The following is a 16,358-nucleotide window of genomic DNA, read 5'->3' as shown; positions in this document are numbered from 1 at the left end:
TGCATATGGATACAGAAACCTTAATCGCACCTCTTATAGGTGCGCTTAAGGAGCATCACCCTCAAAGTAATGGCGCAGAGATTGAACGTGCTTTTAAGATTGCTCGTACAGCTCATGAGGGACAGCTGAGAAAATCTGGCGAGGATTACATCACTCATCCAGTTGCAGTCTCACTTATTTTGGCCGAATTAGGTTTAAACGAAATAACCATTGTCGCTTCCTTATTGCACGATACTGTCGAAGATACTCCTTATTCGCTCCAACAACTTCGTACTGACTTTGGGGATGAAATCGCTAACTTGGTCGATGGCGTTACCAAGCTCGATAAATTGACCTACGGTCCAACTGCCGAGGCTGAGACGGTTCGTAAGATGGTCATTGCGATGTCTCGCGACATTCGCGTATTGGTGATCAAATTAGCTGATCGCCTTCATAACGCTCGCACCTGGGGTTTTGTCTCAGCCGAATCGGCACAACGCAAGGCGCAAGAGACCCTGGACATTTATGCTCCACTAGCCCACAGACTCGGAATGAATGCCATCAAGTGGGAGCTAGAGGATCTTTCGTTCGCCGTGTTAGAGCCGAAGAAATTTGAAGAGATTTCAAGGCTGGTGGCAGAGAGATCGCCATCACGTGATGCACTTACATCTGAAGTTGTTGACGCTGTTGAGAAGGACTTGCAGCGAGATTTGATCACAGCAACGGTTACCGGACGTAATAAGCATTTCTTCAGTGTTTATCAGAAGATGGTTGTCAGAGGCCGTGAGTTTAATGAAATCTATGATTTAGTGGGAATTAGAGTTCTTGTAAATGATGTGAAGGATTGTTATGCGGTATTGGGTTCGATTCACGCTCGCTGGAGTCCGGTTCCGGGTCGGTTTAAAGATTACATAGCGATGCCTAAATTTAATCTCTATCAATCACTTCACACCACTGTTATTGGGCCAAACGGTAAAGCGATCGAAATTCAGATTCGCACCTATGAGATGCACTCTCGAGCTGAGTTTGGTATCGCAGCGCACTGGAAATACAAGCAAAGCGGTGAGCCAGAGACTAATACCCCAGAGATGATGTGGCTGCGACAACTACATGAATGGCAGAAGGAGACTGAGGATCCATCTGAATTTCTGGAAGCGCTACGTTTTGATTTGGGAAGTCCAGAAGTATTTGTCTTCACGCCCAAGGGTTCAGTTGTTGCACTTCCGGGTGGTTCAACACCAGTTGACTTCGCCTTTTCAGTTCACACTGATGTGGGTTTGCGCTGTGCGGGAGCCAAAGTTAATGGCCGTCTGGTTCCGCTTGAATCAGAGTTGGTCAATGGTGATGTGATTGAGATTGTTACCAATAAGGGTGAACATGCGGGGCCAAGTCGCGATTGGCTCAATTTTGTAAAGAGTCCGCGTGCTCGTTCAAAGATCAAAGCTTGGTTTAGTAAGGAGCGTAGGGAAGAAGCTATCGATGCCGGGCGTGAATCTATTGCTCGCCAAATGCGTAAAGCAGGACTTCCACTACAGAAGATTTTTGCTGGTCACGCGTTGTTGGAGCTAGCCCACGATATGCATTATGCCGATATTGATGCGCTCTATAACGCAGTCGGTGATGGACATGTTTCGGCTGCTTCAATCGTTGAAAAGCTCACTGCATCGATGTCAGGTGAAGATTCTCATCCAGAAGTAACTATTGAAAATATTCCGACTGGTATGCAAGTTACCAAGCGGACATCGAGTGCCGTGGAGGTTGAAGGCGTTGATGACGTATTGGTAAAGCTCGCTCGTTGCTGCACGCCAGTTCCAGGGGATGCAATTATGGGCTTTATTACCAAGGGCTCTGGCATCTCTGTGCACCGGGAGGATTGCATCAACGCTACTGATCTTCGTGAGAATCAAGGTGAGCGAGTAGTGGGAGTTAAGTGGTTATTGGGTGCGGCAAGCCTATTCCTGGTAAATATTCAGGTTGAAGCTTTAGATCGTGCGCGCCTGTTAGCTGATGTCACCAGAACTCTTTCGGAGCAACACGTCAATATTCTAAGCGCAGCGGTGAGTACATCTAAGGATCGCGTTGCCATCTCTCGCTTTACCTTTGAAATGGCTGATGCCAAGCATCTTGATTCCGTGTTGGCTGCAGTGCGAAATATTGAAGGCGTCTATGACGTCTATCGAACTTAACTAGTCTTAATTAGTTAAATTCAGCGAGATGCTTTTCAGCCTCTGCTAGCCACACCGTACGAGCTTCGGCCGATTCGAGTGCTTCTTTCGCCTTCTTCTCATTACCGGCAGCCTGTGATTTCGCGGCAACTTTTCGATAATTTTCAATAGATTCACTGAGTTGCTTTACAACCTCAGCAGCGCGAGCTTTTGCCGCAGGATCTGTCTTACGCCAAATCTCAGCCTCAGCCTCTTTAATCACTTCTTCGACCTTGGCTACCCGGGCATCGAAAGCGGCTCGCTTATCGCGATGGGTAATGCCGAACTTCTCCCAGGAGCGCATCAAGTCGCGGAAGGAGTTCTTTGCTGCCTTGGCATCTGTAAATGGCACCAGGGCTTCGATTTGAACAATGAGTTCTTCGCGCTTAGCAAGATTTGCCGTCATCGAAACTTCGCGCTTTTCCAGGTCTGCATTCTTGGCAGTGAAGAATTGATCCTGAGCCGCTTTAAATCGCGCCCATAACTTAGCTTCATCGCTCGGCTTTCCGCGACCAGCTGTTTTCCATGAATCCATCAGTGTCTTAAATCGACGAGCAGTTGCAACCCAATCGGTGGAGGTTGCAAGCTTTTCAGCCTCTGTGATGATCTCCATCTTTGCTGCGGAAACTATAGATGAGGTCGCCTCAAGCTGAGCAAAGTGAGTACGACGACGCTTATCAAACTTATTACGGGATGCTGAGAAGCGCTTCCAGAAATCTCCATCAGCCTTCTTATCCAGACGAGGAGCCGCTTTCCACTCATCGAGCAGAGTCTTCAGTCGATCTCCAGTAACTTTCCAGTTCTCTGACAGAGCAAGTGATTCCGCCTCAGCCACTATCTTCTCTTTCTCAACCAAAATCTGTTCCCGGCGAGCAGCCTTGACCGCACTCTCTGCCGCTTTCTTTGCTTCATATGCCTCGCGGTTTCCTTCAATGAGCGGTTCAATTTGTTCCACCGATAGGGCAAGGGAATCCAGATCTCCGACGCCATTGAGTTCGCGAACTTGCTGACGCAGCTTCTTCACAGATTCGTGTGCATCCTGCGGAACCATCGCGCCACTTGTGATGCGGGCCGCAGTGAGTGCAACTTCGGATGCGAGGGCTTCAAATTTTCTTACAAAGTAGGCAAGTGCTTCTTCGGCGCTCTTGCCTGGATATGAACCAACTGGCTTTTCGCCTTCAGAGGTGCGAACGAATACCGTTCCATCTTCTCCGACGCGACCGAATTGAGAAGGATCTCCAATGAGTGCAGATGCTGCACTAGGTGCTACTTGTGTGTGAGCTAGCGTTCCTGGATTGATATCGGTCATGATTTCCCCCTCAGCGCGTCGGCGGTTGCCTTCGTTGTTTAGTGCGATTGTGTAAGAGGAGAAGGCTACCCTGACCCCCGTACAACAGTAAATCCATGCGAGATTTCGGGGTCCACCATGCTTGTTCTGTCATATCCAGCGCCCATGTTTGCCACCAATTGCTGGGTGATTTCTGCGGGTGTGGGCCAAGAGTGCATCATCATCGATCCGGGGATGCCTGATATTTCATCTGAAGTAACCATGCTGGTTGAAGAGTACAAATTGAAACCAGTGGCAGCGCTGCTTACCCATGGACACCTAGACCATACATTTTCCATTGTTCCGCTTGCCGATGGATATGCGATTCCAACATATATACATAGCGAAGATCGTCGCTTCGTTTCTAATCCATCTGGGATACACGGGCCCGATCTGATGGCGCAACTAGGAGAGATGACATTTACGGAACCGAAAGATCTTCGAGAATTGAAGAACGGTGAAGTGATAAATCTTTTGGATCTCAAGCTCACCGCAATCCACGCTCCGGGTCATACTCGTGGTTCAACCATGTTCACTCTCAATGAGGAGATACTCATTAGTGGAGATGTTCTCTTTGCTGGCTCCATTGGGCGAACAGATTTACCGACTGGCAGTGCAGCGCAGATGAGAGAGACGCTCATCAAGAAGGTTTTACCGCTAAGCGATGATTTGCGCGTGCTCCCAGGACATGGCCCTCAGACCACAATCAAATTCGAGAGAAAAAGTAACCCTTATCTGAAAGAATTGACCTCATGAAATACGAGAAGATTCAAGGACCTAAAGGTGTTCGTGAATACTTGCCACCCGAATCTGCCGCCTTCGAATGGGTACGTGAGCAGTTAATCGCACCTGCCAAGGCAGCCGGTTATCAGTTAATGGAACTTCCGGTATTTGAAGATACAAATCTTTTTACTCGCGGCGTTGGTGAATCAACCGATGTGGTTTCGAAGGAGATGTATACCTTTGAAGATCGTGGTGGACGATCAATTACGTTGCGTCCGGAAGGCACAGCTGGTGTGATGCGTGCTGTGATTGAACAGAACTTAGATCGTGGTCAACTTCCCGTGAAGGTCTGGTACTCCGGCCAATTCTTTAGAGCAGAGCGGCCACAAGCAGGACGCTATCGTCAGTTCTATCAAGTAGGAATCGAAGCGATAGGCCTTGATGATCCAGCAATAGATGCTGAAGTCATTGCAATTGCAGATCGGGGTTTTAAGAACTTAGGGCTTCGAAACTATCGTTTGGAAATTACCTCGTTAGGAGATGCGCAATCACGCGCGGCTCATCGCATAGATTTCATGGCCTTTATCAAGAAACTTGATCTGGATGAGGCAACAGCTAAGCGCGCTGAGATCAACCCGCTCCGGCTCTTTGATGATAAGCGGCCAGAGATGCAAGCGACGATGGTGAAGGCGCCGCTATTACTTGACTATCTCTCTGATTCTTCCCGCAAGAGCTTTGAATTAGTGCAAGGTTATCTGCGTGCGATGAAGATCGACTTTGTCATCAACCCGCGTATGGTTCGCGGATTGGATTACTACACGGGAACTACCTTTGAATTTGTTCATTCCGACCTAGGTGCGCAATCGGGCATCGGTGGTGGCGGTCGCTATGACGGCTTAATGGAGATTTTGGGTGGACAATCATTATCAGGAATTGGATTTGGACTTGGTGTGGATCGGGCACTGCTTGCAGCGATTGCTGAGAAATCACTACCAGCTGAAGATTTCACCTCGGATTTGTTCCTTATTCCCTTAGGTGAGAGCGCGATGGAGATCGCCCTCACAACAGCACAAGAATTACGTGCGGCTGGAATTCGAACTGAAATTGCCTTCGGAGATCGTGCGCTCAAAGGTGCTATGAAAGCTGCTGATAAATCTGGAGCCCGATATGTAGTGGTGCTGGGGGATTCCGAGATTTCAAGCGGGAACGTTGACCTTAAGCGCATGAGTGATGGAGTTCTAACTTCGGTTAAGATTACGCAATTGCGGGATCAGTTACGTCAGGCACTTTCGCTCTAACGCACTCATTTCTTAAAGGTGGCTTTCTAATGTTGAGAAATCATGATGCTGGCGCTCTACGGGCTACGCACGTCGGCCAGGTCGTGACTTTGGCTGGTTGGGTTGCTCGTCGGCGTGATCATGGCGGTGTTGCTTTTATTGATTTGCGTGATGGCACGGGTTCAGTGCAGGTAGTTATTAGGGATGAAAAACTTGCAGGTCAACTACGTGCTGAGTGGTGTCTGCAAATTACCGGTGAAGTTGCCTTGCGTCCTTCCGGAAATGAAAATACAAATATTCCAACAGGTGCAATCGAAGTAATGGGCGATGACATCTTGGTTCTGAGCGAATCGGCCCCGCTTCCTTTCCCAGTTGATTCAGGTAGTGAAGTAGATATTTCTGAGGAAGTCAGGCTTCGTTATAGGTACCTAGATCTACGTCGTGAAGGACCGGCGGCGAATCTACGACTACGTTCCCGGGTCACCACAGCAATTCGCGGTGTGATGGAAGATTTAGATTTTTATGAGATTGAAACTCCCTATCTCACCCGATCAACTCCGGAAGGAGCTCGTGACTTTCTAGTTCCGGTTCGCCTGCAGCCAGGCAGTTGGTATGCCTTGCCACAATCACCGCAGTTATTTAAGCAATTGCTGATGGTCGCAGGCATGGAGCGTTACTACCAAATAGCCCGTTGTTTCCGTGATGAAGATTTCCGTGCAGATCGTCAACCTGAATTTACCCAGCTGGATATTGAGATGTCATTTATTGATCAAGCAGATATTTTGGCTATTGCGGAAAAGATCCTGGTGAAGGTGTGGAAGCAGGCCGTTAATTACGATATTCCTACCCCCATCCCGCACATGACTTATGCCGATGCCATGGACAAGTATGGTTCTGATAAACCAGATCTTCGTTTCGGACAGCAATTAGTTGAAGTCACTGAGTTCTTTAGTCAGACACCTTTTAGAGTATTTCAAGCTCCTTATGTTGGAGCGGTCATCATGCCAGGCGGCGCTGATTCACCTCGTCGTGAATTAGATGCGTGGCAAGACTGGGCAAAGGCACGTGGCGCAAAGGGCATTGCATACATTTTGGTGAATGCCGATGGCACCCTTGGCGGTCCCGTTTCAAAGAATATTTCTGAGTCAGAACAAGCGGGCATTGTTGCAGCTGTAGGAGCTAAGGCCGGAGATGCGATTTTCTTCGCAGCCGGAGATAAGTCATCCTCTCAACAACTATTGGGTGCAGCACGACTCGAAATTGGTAAACGCTGTGATCTAATTAAGCAAGGTTCATGGGAGTTTGTCTGGGTAGTTGATGCTCCAATGTTTGAACCAACCGATGGTGGAGGCTGGACTGCAGTTCACCACCCGTTTACCGGACCTAAGCCAGAGTTTGCTAAGAGTTTCAAAAGCGATCCGGCGTCAGCTTTGGCATATGCCTATGACATTGTGCTTAATGGAACTGAGCTAGGTGGTGGTTCGATTCGTATTCATGATCGAGAGATGCAAAAGGATGTGTTCTCAGTTATTGGACTCAGTGATGAGGAAGCGCAGAGCAAGTTTGGCTTTCTGTTAGAAGCTTTTAATTATGGACCACCTCCACATGGTGGAATTGCACTTGGTTTGGACCGAGTATGTGCATTGCTAACAAACTCAGATTCAATTCGTGAGGTCATCGCCTTTCCAAAGACAGCCAGCGGGGGAGACCCACTTACTGGTGCGCCGACTCCCATTACTGCTGCGCAACGGAAAGAGGCAGCAATCGATTGGACACCTCCGAAGGAGTAATTCCGGTAGGCTAGAGATATGGGTCCTGGTGGAATCGCAACAATAATTGCGGCCGCATCACTTTTCGTGATTGCCGTGGCAGTCGCCTATGCCGTTATCCGCGTGGGTAGATTCATTGACGAGGCCAAAGTCTCGCTCAAGGCTTTTACTGATGACACAACACCGCTTTTAACTGAGTCGACTCGCACATTGGAGCTCATCAATAGTCCGCTGGCAAGCTTTGCCAAGATCACCAAGAATGTTGAAGAAGTTACTACCAAGGTAACTGATGCAACAACGGGCTTCATGGATAAGAACGGCCCGGCTGTCAAAGTTGCGGGCGCTCTTATTAGCGCTGCGCAGATGAGTAAGGGTCGTAAATCGAAGAAGAAATCTGACTAGTCAGAAATCTCAATAGTCAGAGTGGGTGAATGTAACTAGTGGAGTCCTCCGAGATACGTTCGCGTTGGCTACGATTCTTTGAGTCAGAAAATCGTCAAGGCCTCACCCACACAGTTGTCCCTTCAGCATCTCTCATTGCGGATGATCCCAACCTGCTTTTGGTTAACGCGGGTATGGTGCCCTTTAAGCCCTTCTTCCTTGGCGAGGTAACACCTCCTTATAAGCGCGCTACTTCAGTCCAGAAATGTGTTCGTACGCTAGATATTGATGAAGTAGGAAAGACCACTCGTCACGCTTCCTTCTTTCAGATGTGCGGTAACTTCTCATTCGGTGATTACTTCAAAGAAGGTGCCATTGCTCTCGCTTGGGAACTTCTCACACGACCAATCAACAATGGCGGTTATGGTTTTCCGGAAGATAAGTTGTGGGTAACTGTTTATTTAGATGATGACGAAGCTGCAGATATTTGGCACAAGAAGATTGGCGTTCCGCGTGAACGCATTCAACGTAGGGATATGGCAGATAATTTCTGGTCGATGGGTGTTCCAGGTCCATGTGGTCCATGTTCTGAAATTTATTACGATCGCGGACCCGCCTACGGTGTTGACGGTGGTCCTATCGCTGATGAAAATCGTTACCTTGAAATTTGGAATCTTGTCTTCATGCAAAATGAACGAGGTGCTGGCGGCGGTAAGGAAGGATATCCAATCCTTGGCGAACTACCAGCGAAAAGTATTGATACTGGTTTAGGTTTAGAGCGAACAGCTGCACTTTTGCAAGGTGTGGAAAATATCTATGAGATTGATACCACGATGAAGATTCTTACCCGCGCATCTGAGTTATCGGGAGTTAAATACGGTTCATCTCAAAAATCAGATGTGGCGCTACGCGTTGTGGCAGACCATGCTCGCACATCTGCAATGCTTATTGGCGATGGGGTTACACCAGGGAATGAAGGACGCGGCTATGTTCTGCGCCGGATGATGCGCCGAACAATTCGTAATATGCGCTTACTTGGTGTTAACGATCCCATCATGTCTGACCTCACCGTAGCGGCAATTGGAGCAATGGGTGCGCAGTATCCAGAACTGATTTCAGATCAAAAGCGAATTCTTTCGGTTTCAGAATCTGAAGAAGAGTCATTCCTGCAAACGCTCAAAAGTGGCACACAGATCTTTGATTTAGCATCAACGCAGCTCAAGGCGAGCAAGAGGAAGGTTCTCCCTGGAGATGAAGTTTTCAAACTCCACGATACCTATGGATTTCCATTTGATCTCACCTTAGAAATGGCCCGCGAAGAAGGCCTTGAAGTTGATGAAGATGGCTTCCGCAGACTGATGAATGAGCAGCGCGATCGAGCAAAAGCTGATGCGAAGGCGAAGAAGAGCGGGCACACAGATGTCTCTGAGTATAAAAAGATTGCAGATGCATCAGGTGCGACAAATTTTATTGGCTACACCCACACCAGCACTGAATCGAAGATTACTGGCCTGCTGGTAGATGGCGTAAGTGTCGCATCAGCTCATGCAGGCCAGGAGATAGAAGTAATTCTGGATCGCACACCATTTTATGCAGAAGGTGGAGGCCAGTTAGCTGACGGTGGAGTCATTACTCTTTCAACGGGTGCAATTATTGAAATTGACGATGTGCAAACTCCGGTCAATGGGCTTTCAGTACATAGAGGCCGAATTCTCTCGGGGGAGGCGAACGTTAATTCCGCCGCTCAGGCTGTGATTGATGTTGAACGCCGTAATGCGATCTCGCGTGCTCACACAGCAACTCACATGGTTCATAAGGCTTTCCGTGAATTACTAGGTGAAACTGCAACGCAAGCTGGTTCTGAAAATTCACCGGGTCGATTCCGCTTTGATTTTCCCTCAACTGGGGCTGTTCCAACATCTGTCTTAAACGATGTTGAGTCTCGAGTTAACACCCTGTTATTGGATAACTTGGCTGTCACTGCAGAAGTGATGTCGCAGGAAGCTGCGAAGAAGAGTGGTGCGATGGCCCTCTTTGGTGAGAAGTATGGTGATGAAGTTCGCGTTGTCAGCATCGGTGACTGGGCGCGAGAGCTCTGCGGTGGAACACATGTGGAGCGTTCTGGCCAATTAGGTGTGGTTAAACTCTTAAGTGAATCTTCCGTTGGCGCAGGTGTGCGCCGAGTTGAAGCTCTGGTTGGCATCGATGCTTATAAGTTCCTGGCTCGTGAACATGTTTTGTTGAACTCTTTGACTGAGCTCATGAAGGGCTCGCGAGCTGAGGAGTTACCTGAACGAATCTCTGAGCTACTCGGGAAGATGAAAGAGATTGAGAAAGAATTGGCAGTCGTCCGATCTGCGCAAGCTCTGGGCCAGGTTGATTCATTGCTCAAGGGGGCAAAGGTAATTGGTGGAACAACTGTTATCACCGCTCTTTTGCCTGACTCCATCGTGGCAGATGATTTAAGAAAGATGGCCCTTGATTTACGTAATCGCACTGCGCAGTCGGCAGTTGCACTAATCAGCTCTGTGGATTCAAAACCAGTGTTAATTGTTGCGGTAAGTGAGAAGGCGCGCGAGCAGGGTCTAAAAGCCGGCGCTCTGGTAAAGATTGGCTCCACTATTTTGGGTGGTGGGGGCGGCGGCAAAGACGACGTTGCCCAAGGTGGCGGAGTTGACGCATCAAAATCAGCAATGGCCCTTGCTGCAATCGAAGAATCAATCGCTGGAAATTAACCGATGAGAGGTCGAAGAGTTGCCTTCGATTACGGTGATGTGCGTATTGGTGTTGCAATCAGTGATCCAGATAGCATTCTTGCTACACCACTGACTGTGCTGCAGACTCAGAGTCCGAACCTGTTATCCGAACTCACTGCGATCTTTACAGAATATGAACCAGTTTCTGTCTTCATTGGGGAGCCAAAACATATGTCTGGCGCGAGCGGAGATAGTGTTGCTAAAGCTAAATCTTTTGGGGACTTGATTACAGAGACCTTCGCGATAAACGTGACATATATTGACGAGAGACTTTCATCAGTGTCGGCTCAGAAGAAGCTTAAAGACGCGGGAGTAAATACTCGCGATTCGAAAAAGGTAATCGATGCAATGGCTGCCGTAGCCATCCTAGAACAAGGGTTGGCGATTGAAAAACTTACTTAGAATTCCGATCGTTCGAGTGGGACTTGCAGGTGTGGCTGTATTCGTTGTCACCTTCGGCCTGGATTCGCTGCGAAACCTAGATTCATCTGCACCTGATTTCAGTTGCGGCGCTGCGTCAGCTGAGGAAGTTCTCATAAGAATTGAATCTGGAGAAGCTGGCTCTTCTATCGGTGCATCCTTGGCAAGTGCTGGGGTAATCAAATCTTCAGAGGCCTACTTTCGTTTAGCGGTAGCCGATGCAAGAGCTGCAAAAGTGGCACCAGGAACTCATAGAGTGCAGAAGAACTTATGTGCAGCGGATTCACTTGAACAGTTGCTTGACTCAAAGAGAATCGTGGGACTGATCAACATCTCCGAAGGGATGTGGGTCAATGAGGTTTTGCCTCAGCTGTATCGCTCGGGCTTTAAGGTCCAAGAAGTTAAGTCAGCCTTAACAGCTCTTACTAAACCAAAGGGCTTTGATCAGTTAGAAGGTTTGCTTTTTCCGGCGCAATACAGTTTTGCATCAACTACGTCAGCAGATGTTGCTCTAGCTTCAATGGTTTCTCGTGCTGAGAAAGAAATGCGTAACGCTGGTTTTTATAGTTCTGAAACTGGATATACCCCAGCGCAGTTACTCGTCATTGCCTCTTTGATTCAGGCAGAGGGCGGGGAGAAGGACTTCACGAAGGTTTCGCAAGTCGTGCGCAACAGATTGAAGAAAGGGATGCCACTTCAGTTTGATTCGACGGTGCATTATGTGATGCAGTCTCGAGGCAATATCTTCTTGAGTACTAAGTCGACCATGTTGTCATCGAGCTATAACACCTATAGAAAATATGGACTCCCACCAGGGCCTATTAATAATCCCGGGGCATCAGCGATGCGCGCGGCGGTCACTCCACAAGAGGGTGACTGGCTATATTTCATCACAGTGGCGCCAGGTGATACCCGATTCACCGCTGATATCGCCCAGTTCAATGCATTGAAGTATGAGTATAAAAAGAATTTACGGGCTGGAAAGTTTAGGAGTCAAAAGTGATTAGAGGAGCTGTGTTGGGTTCCCCAATTACTCATTCACTTTCACCGCGCTTGCACCGCGCTGCCTTCTCCTATTTAGGAATAGAGGGAAGCTATGAGCCGATCGAAGTCCCGTCGGGTTCGCTGGCATCATTTATTGAAGGGCGCGGTGCAGAGTTCGATTACTTCTCTCTCACAATGCCTTTGAAGGAAGAAGTACTGCTACTCCCCATTGAATGCGACCCATTAACAACCAAGATTCAATCTGCAAATACTTTATGGAAAAAGAAGGACGGATGGTCACTGACTTCTACTGATGGCTCTGGATTTATTGCAGCGCTATCCCATGCAGGCCTACAAACTTTCAATCGAGTACTGATTCTAGGAGCGGGTGGAACAGCTCGTGCGGTAGCTGGTGCGATGGATGGCTTCTCGAAAGAGATTCACGTTCTAGGTCGTAGTTCAGTGCGAGCTCCGGCACTGAGGTCATCGGTGACTACATCTAATTTTGAATACATCTCTTGGAATTCAGGTGCTGAATTAAGTTCTTATAACCTCGTTGTAAATACAACTCCAGCCGGAGCGGCCGACCTCTTGGCTGATTCTGTTCGCGGCGGTGTGAATGGTGTCCTATTTGATGTGATCTATAAACCTTGGCCGACAGTACTTGCTGCGGCGTGGAGAGACTCTGGTGGCAAAGTTATTGGTGGTCTTGAACTCTTGCTCTACCAAGGCATCGATCAATTGGAATTGGTGCTGGGTGAAAGCCTAGACCGAGAGAAGTTAGCGACACATTTGCGCACAGCGTTACGCGCGTAGTTCATCCACAGGTAGTTAATGTGATGAGAGTGTTCTACCTAGGCTCGTTCCATGACGCTGATTCTTCTCCTCTCGATATATATCAGCCTCTTTGATCTGCGTCATCACAGAATTACAAACCTCTCAGTTGTTCTTATCTCGGTCTTACTCTTTATTGAGAGCGACTTTCACATCTACTTTCTCACAGGGATTCTTTTCATAGTGCCGCTGTTACTACTCGGCATCTTCGGGGGATTAGGTGGAGGGGATGTGAAACTTCTTATGGCGGTAGCTCTTCTGGCCATACCTGGTGGTTCAATCACCACCTATTTAACTATTCTCGTAGTGGCAATTTCAATCCTAACGGCACTCACTGTTGTGGCCCGAATGCGTTTACGGGGCAATATTGCGCTAGGTCCTGCGATATGTGCGTCTTATCTCGCCTTTTTGTTTACGCGGTGAGTAAATAATGAGCGAGTTTGCAATACTTTCTGCAAGAATAGGCACATGCGTTGGATCACAGCAGGCGAATCTCATGGTCAAGCCCTTTCAGCAATTGTTGAAGGCGTCCCAGCTCATGTTCAGGTGACCACTTCTGATATCGATTTTCATTTAGCCCGTCGCAGACTTGGTGTGGGTCGTGGAGCTCGACAGAATTTTGAGGCCGATAAGGTAACTATTCTTGGTGGAATCCGATTGGGTTTAACTCAAGGTGGTCCGATTGCAATACAGGTGGGAAACAGTGAGTGGCCTAAGTGGGAAAAAGTTATGTCAGCAGATCCCGTTCCACTGGAAGAAATTGAGAACCTAGCTCGTAATGCGCCGTTGACCCGACCTCGACCAGGTCACGCAGATATGGTAGGAATGCAAAAATACGACTTCGATGACGCAAGACCTATCTTGGAGCGAGCTAGCGCGCGTGAAACAGCTTCGCGTGTGGCACTTGGTGCTATTGCTAGGAAATTCTTAGAACAGTCAGTCGGGATAACGATTCTTAGCCACGTAGTTTCTATCGGTAGTGTTCGTATTCCTGACGGTTATGAACTGCCAGGTGAGAACGATATGGCTCGAATCGATGAAGATCCCGTGCGCTGTGCCGACCCGGCAACAAGTGCCAAGATGATTACTGAGATTGAAGCGGCACATGCTGATGGAGATACCTTAGGTGGCGTTTGTGAAGTACTTGCTTACAATCTACCTCCAGGTTTAGGTTCACATGTTCATTGGGATCGTAGGTTAGATGCCCGCCTTGCCGCTGCGATGATGGGAATTCAAGCGATTAAAGGTGTTGAGATTGGTGATGGATTTAGAACCGCTACCCGTCGAGGATCAGTTGCGCACGATGAAATTGAACGCGCGAAAGATGGCCACATCGCAAGACGTACTGATCGTGCGGGTGGCACGGAAGGCGGAATGTCTAATGGTGAGATATTACGAGTCTCTATCGCAATGAAACCGATTTCAACGGTTCCTAAAGCGCTAGACACTATTGATGTCAAGACTGGTGAGGCTGCTAAGGCTATTAATCAGCGATCTGATGTCTGCGCTGTTCCTGCGTCAGGAGTTGTAGCAGAAGCGATGGCAGCACTCGTTCTTGCCGAAGCTGTTCTTGAAAAGTTTGGTGGTGACTCAGTTCAGGAAGTGCGTCGAAATTTCGAGTCCTATATGAAGAATCTGCGTTTCAAGTAGGCCAAGCCATGGCCCCGCGAATAATTCTCATTGGCCCTATGGGCTCGGGAAAGTCCACAATTGGAAAATCACTTGCGAATAAACTCTCGTTGGAATTTCGAGATACAGATTCCGTCATTGAACAACGAGAGAATAAGTCAGTCTCACAAATCTTCATCGAGGATGGAGAAGATGCCTTTCGTGCCATAGAAAGAGAGATTTTGCAGCAAGAACTTCAGGCGAGCGACACGGTGTTAGCACTTGGTGGTGGGGCTCCGATTTCTACTGAGGCACAATCTGCACTAGCAGCGACTTCATCTCACGTTGTATATCTTGATATCTCTTTAGCCAATGTTGCGCCTCGTATCGGTTTCAATCGTGACCGTCCTTTGCTTCTCAATAATCCTCGCGGACAGTGGCAGACGCTGATGGAAGCGCGCCGGCCTATTTACGAGGCAATAGCAGATACAGTCGTTGACGTGAATAGACGCTCTCAGAGTGAAATCGTGGCGCAGATACTTGAGGTTCTTGGATGAAAAGCATTGATGTTCGCGCAGAACGTAACTACTCGGTATTAGTCGACACGCCTTATTTGCAGGCACTGGCACCCCATTTCAAAGAGCGCGAACGAATAGCTGTTATTTTCTCAGAATCGATGAAAGCTTCAATCCCTCAGATTGATGCGCAAGATTCGGAAGTTTTTTATTTTGGGATTCCTGATTCGGAGAAAGGTAAGAGCTCAGAGACACTCCTGAAGGTTTGGGATTGGTTGGGATCAGCCGGATTCACACGCTCTGATTTGATTGTTGCAATCGGTGGGGGAGCAGTGACGGATTTCGCCGGTTTTGCTGCCGCTTCGTGGTTACGCGGATTAGATTGGATAGCAGTTCCCACCACTGTGGCAGGAATGGTTGATGCAGCAGTTGGTGGTAAGACCGGCATAAATAGCGATTTTGGAAAGAACCTGATTGGGGCTTTTCATTCTCCGATAGAAGTGATTATCGACCCACAATGGTTGTCGACGCTCAGTGATCGTGATTTTGCAGCAGGTCTGGCAGAGGTTGTTAAGTGCGGATTTATTCGTGACCCACAGATTCTTGCTTTGATTGCGGATAAGAGCATCGCAAATATTCGTGAATCGCGTGAACTTACAGTGGATCTGATCCATAGAGCAATCAGCGTCAAGGCGGCAGTAGTCTCTGCTGACTTCAAGGAGAGTTTCGAGCGCGAGATTCTCAATTACGGACACACTTTTGGTCATGCAGTGGAATTAGAGAGCAAGTACTCACTTCGTCATGGAGAGTGCGTGGCTATTGGAATGGTCTATGTGGCCCACCTAGCTCAGTCATTGGGTTTGATGAACGAAGAGCTAGTCGATCAACACGTCAAGGTACTCAGTCAGTTGGGCCTACCGGTTCGCTACTTGGAAGGGGATTGGCTAAATCTTCTGGCTACCATGAGAGTAGATAAGAAATCACGCGGAAAGCAGATTCGTTTTGTAGTGATTTCCGAGATTGGCAAAACCGAGAGAGTCGAATCGGTAACTGACGACCAACTTCTAGCCGCATATGAGAAGGTTAGCCAATGAAGGTATTAGTTCTTAATGGTCCAAATCTTGGACGACTCGATATTCGAGATTCTTCCATCTACGGGGATATGACATATCCAGCATTGGTGAGTCATATTGAAAACGCTGCAAAGACTCATGGCTTTGAGGCCGATGTGCGGCAGAGCAATGATGAGTCCGAGATAATTGGGTGGTTACATGAAGCCGCCGATACCAACACCCCGGTGATTATTAATCCAGCCGCCTTTACTCATTACTCATATGCAATTCGCGATGCAGCAGACCTGGTTAAGGCTCCCTTAATTGAAGTGCATCTATCGAACCCGCTTGCTCGTGAAGAATTCCGTCATACCTCGGTTATTTCCGGTGTGGCAAATGGAACTATTGGTGGATTTGGGCCTAATTCATATGTACTAGCGCTCATCGCCTTGAAGGCACTTCTTACATAATTTGATGAGGTAAAGTTCGCTCTCTATTGCACTTCGATGGGCGAAGGCATGAACTGGGG

The 16,358-nt window shown here is 48.2% G+C and carries 15 protein-coding genes; 14 read left to right on the top strand and 1 reads right to left on the bottom strand.

The features are described from left to right. Nucleotides 1–5: 5 nt before the first annotated feature. Nucleotides 6–2,165 carry a RelA/SpoT family protein gene (locus A1sIIB76_RS03505; RefSeq protein WP_095684741.1) on the top strand — a complete coding sequence of 720 codons (2,160 nt, stop codon included), beginning with the start codon at nt 6–8 and terminating at the stop codon, nt 2,163–2,165. A 10-nt stretch (nt 2,166–2,175) separates the two neighbouring features. Here the strand turns inward: A1sIIB76_RS03505 and A1sIIB76_RS03500 are convergent, their stop codons facing one another. Further along, on the bottom strand, nt 2,176–3,492 hold the full coding sequence (locus A1sIIB76_RS03500) for a DUF349 domain-containing protein (RefSeq protein WP_095697044.1): 1,317 nt from the start codon (nt 3,490–3,492) through the stop codon (nt 2,176–2,178). A 117-nt stretch (nt 3,493–3,609) separates the two neighbouring features. Between A1sIIB76_RS03500 and A1sIIB76_RS03495 the strand changes: the two genes are divergently transcribed. From A1sIIB76_RS03495 to aroQ, 13 genes are read left to right on the top strand one after another with little or no spacing between them, the layout of a single operon-like run. Continuing rightward, complete coding sequence (locus tag A1sIIB76_RS03495) at nt 3,610–4,266, top strand: MBL fold metallo-hydrolase (protein ID WP_095684739.1); 657 nt, start codon at nt 3,610–3,612, stop codon at nt 4,264–4,266. Further along, complete coding sequence (gene hisS / locus A1sIIB76_RS03490; protein ID WP_095684738.1) at nt 4,263–5,531, top strand: histidine--tRNA ligase; 1,269 nt, start codon at nt 4,263–4,265, stop codon at nt 5,529–5,531. Before A1sIIB76_RS03495 ends, hisS begins: the two co-directional genes overlap by 4 nt. A gap of 29 nt (nt 5,532–5,560) precedes the next feature. Continuing rightward, nucleotides 5,561–7,300, top strand: a complete 1,740-nt coding sequence (aspS, locus tag A1sIIB76_RS03485; protein ID WP_095684737.1) for an aspartate--tRNA ligase — start codon at nt 5,561–5,563, stop codon at nt 7,298–7,300. Between the two features lie 18 nt (nt 7,301–7,318). Beyond that, nucleotides 7,319–7,681, top strand: a complete 363-nt coding sequence (locus A1sIIB76_RS03480) for a DUF948 domain-containing protein (RefSeq protein WP_095684736.1) — start codon at nt 7,319–7,321, stop codon at nt 7,679–7,681. A gap of 38 nt (nt 7,682–7,719) precedes the next feature. Further along, nucleotides 7,720–10,395, top strand: a complete 2,676-nt coding sequence (gene alaS, locus A1sIIB76_RS03475) for an alanine--tRNA ligase (protein WP_095684735.1) — start codon at nt 7,720–7,722, stop codon at nt 10,393–10,395. A gap of 3 nt (nt 10,396–10,398) precedes the next feature. Beyond that, complete coding sequence (ruvX, locus tag A1sIIB76_RS03470) at nt 10,399–10,818, top strand: Holliday junction resolvase RuvX (protein WP_095684734.1); 420 nt, start codon at nt 10,399–10,401, stop codon at nt 10,816–10,818. Beyond that, on the top strand, nt 10,802–11,839 hold the full coding sequence (gene mltG, locus A1sIIB76_RS03465) for an endolytic transglycosylase MltG (RefSeq protein WP_095684733.1): 1,038 nt from the start codon (nt 10,802–10,804) through the stop codon (nt 11,837–11,839). The genes ruvX and mltG overlap by 17 nt, the downstream gene beginning before the upstream one ends. Beyond that, nucleotides 11,836–12,636, top strand: coding sequence for a shikimate dehydrogenase (locus tag A1sIIB76_RS03460; RefSeq protein ID WP_095684732.1), 801 nt, complete (start codon nt 11,836–11,838; stop codon nt 12,634–12,636). Before mltG ends, A1sIIB76_RS03460 begins: the two co-directional genes overlap by 4 nt. 51 nt (nt 12,637–12,687) lie before the next feature. Continuing rightward, nucleotides 12,688–13,077 (top strand): prepilin peptidase, encoded by a 390-nt coding sequence (locus tag A1sIIB76_RS03455; RefSeq protein ID WP_095684731.1) that lies wholly within the window; start codon nt 12,688–12,690, stop codon nt 13,075–13,077. A gap of 45 nt (nt 13,078–13,122) precedes the next feature. After that, nucleotides 13,123–14,304, top strand: coding sequence for a chorismate synthase (gene aroC, locus A1sIIB76_RS03450; RefSeq protein ID WP_095684730.1), 1,182 nt, complete (start codon nt 13,123–13,125; stop codon nt 14,302–14,304). A gap of 8 nt (nt 14,305–14,312) precedes the next feature. Continuing rightward, the gene (locus tag A1sIIB76_RS03445) at nt 14,313–14,819 is read left to right on the top strand and encodes a shikimate kinase (RefSeq protein WP_095684729.1); all 507 of its coding nucleotides are present in this window, start codon (nt 14,313–14,315) and stop codon (nt 14,817–14,819) included. After that, nucleotides 14,816–15,871 carry a 3-dehydroquinate synthase gene (aroB, locus tag A1sIIB76_RS03440; RefSeq protein ID WP_095684728.1) on the top strand — a complete coding sequence of 352 codons (1,056 nt, stop codon included), beginning with the start codon at nt 14,816–14,818 and terminating at the stop codon, nt 15,869–15,871. Before A1sIIB76_RS03445 ends, aroB begins: the two co-directional genes overlap by 4 nt. Then, on the top strand, nt 15,868–16,299 hold the full coding sequence (gene aroQ, locus A1sIIB76_RS03435) for a type II 3-dehydroquinate dehydratase (RefSeq protein ID WP_095684727.1): 432 nt from the start codon (nt 15,868–15,870) through the stop codon (nt 16,297–16,299). The genes aroB and aroQ overlap by 4 nt, the downstream gene beginning before the upstream one ends. Nucleotides 16,300–16,358: the final 59 nt, after the last annotated feature.

Source organism: Candidatus Planktophila versatilis (genome assembly GCF_002288265.1).
GTDB classification, from domain to species: domain Bacteria; phylum Actinomycetota; class Actinomycetes; order Nanopelagicales; family Nanopelagicaceae; genus Planktophila; species Planktophila versatilis.
This window is presented reverse-complemented; position numbering and strand designations above follow the sequence as displayed.

Excerpts from the sequence above, each read along its gene's own strand:
- ruvX (WP_095684734.1), top strand. The coding sequence starts at position 10,399 with ATGAGAGGTCGAAGAGTTGCCTTCGATTACGGTGATGTGCGTATTGGT.
- aspS (WP_095684737.1), top strand. The coding sequence starts at position 5,561 with ATGTTGAGAAATCATGATGCTGGCGCTCTACGGGCTACGCACGTCGGC.
- hisS (WP_095684738.1), top strand. The coding sequence starts at position 4,263 with ATGAAATACGAGAAGATTCAAGGACCTAAAGGTGTTCGTGAATACTTG.
- aroC (WP_095684730.1), top strand. The coding sequence starts at position 13,123 with ATGCGTTGGATCACAGCAGGCGAATCTCATGGTCAAGCCCTTTCAGCA.
- A1sIIB76_RS03455 (WP_095684731.1), top strand. The coding sequence starts at position 12,688 with ATGACGCTGATTCTTCTCCTCTCGATATATATCAGCCTCTTTGATCTG.
- A1sIIB76_RS03495 (WP_095684739.1), top strand. The coding sequence starts at position 3,610 with ATGCTTGTTCTGTCATATCCAGCGCCCATGTTTGCCACCAATTGCTGG.
- A1sIIB76_RS03480 (WP_095684736.1), top strand. The coding sequence starts at position 7,319 with ATGGGTCCTGGTGGAATCGCAACAATAATTGCGGCCGCATCACTTTTC.
- A1sIIB76_RS03500 (WP_095697044.1), bottom strand. The coding sequence starts at position 3,492 with ATGACCGATATCAATCCAGGAACGCTAGCTCACACACAAGTAGCACCT.
- A1sIIB76_RS03445 (WP_095684729.1), top strand. The coding sequence starts at position 14,313 with ATGGCCCCGCGAATAATTCTCATTGGCCCTATGGGCTCGGGAAAGTCC.
- aroQ (WP_095684727.1), top strand. The coding sequence starts at position 15,868 with ATGAAGGTATTAGTTCTTAATGGTCCAAATCTTGGACGACTCGATATT.
- A1sIIB76_RS03505 (WP_095684741.1), top strand. The coding sequence starts at position 6 with ATGGATACAGAAACCTTAATCGCACCTCTTATAGGTGCGCTTAAGGAG.
- aroB (WP_095684728.1), top strand. The coding sequence starts at position 14,816 with ATGAAAAGCATTGATGTTCGCGCAGAACGTAACTACTCGGTATTAGTC.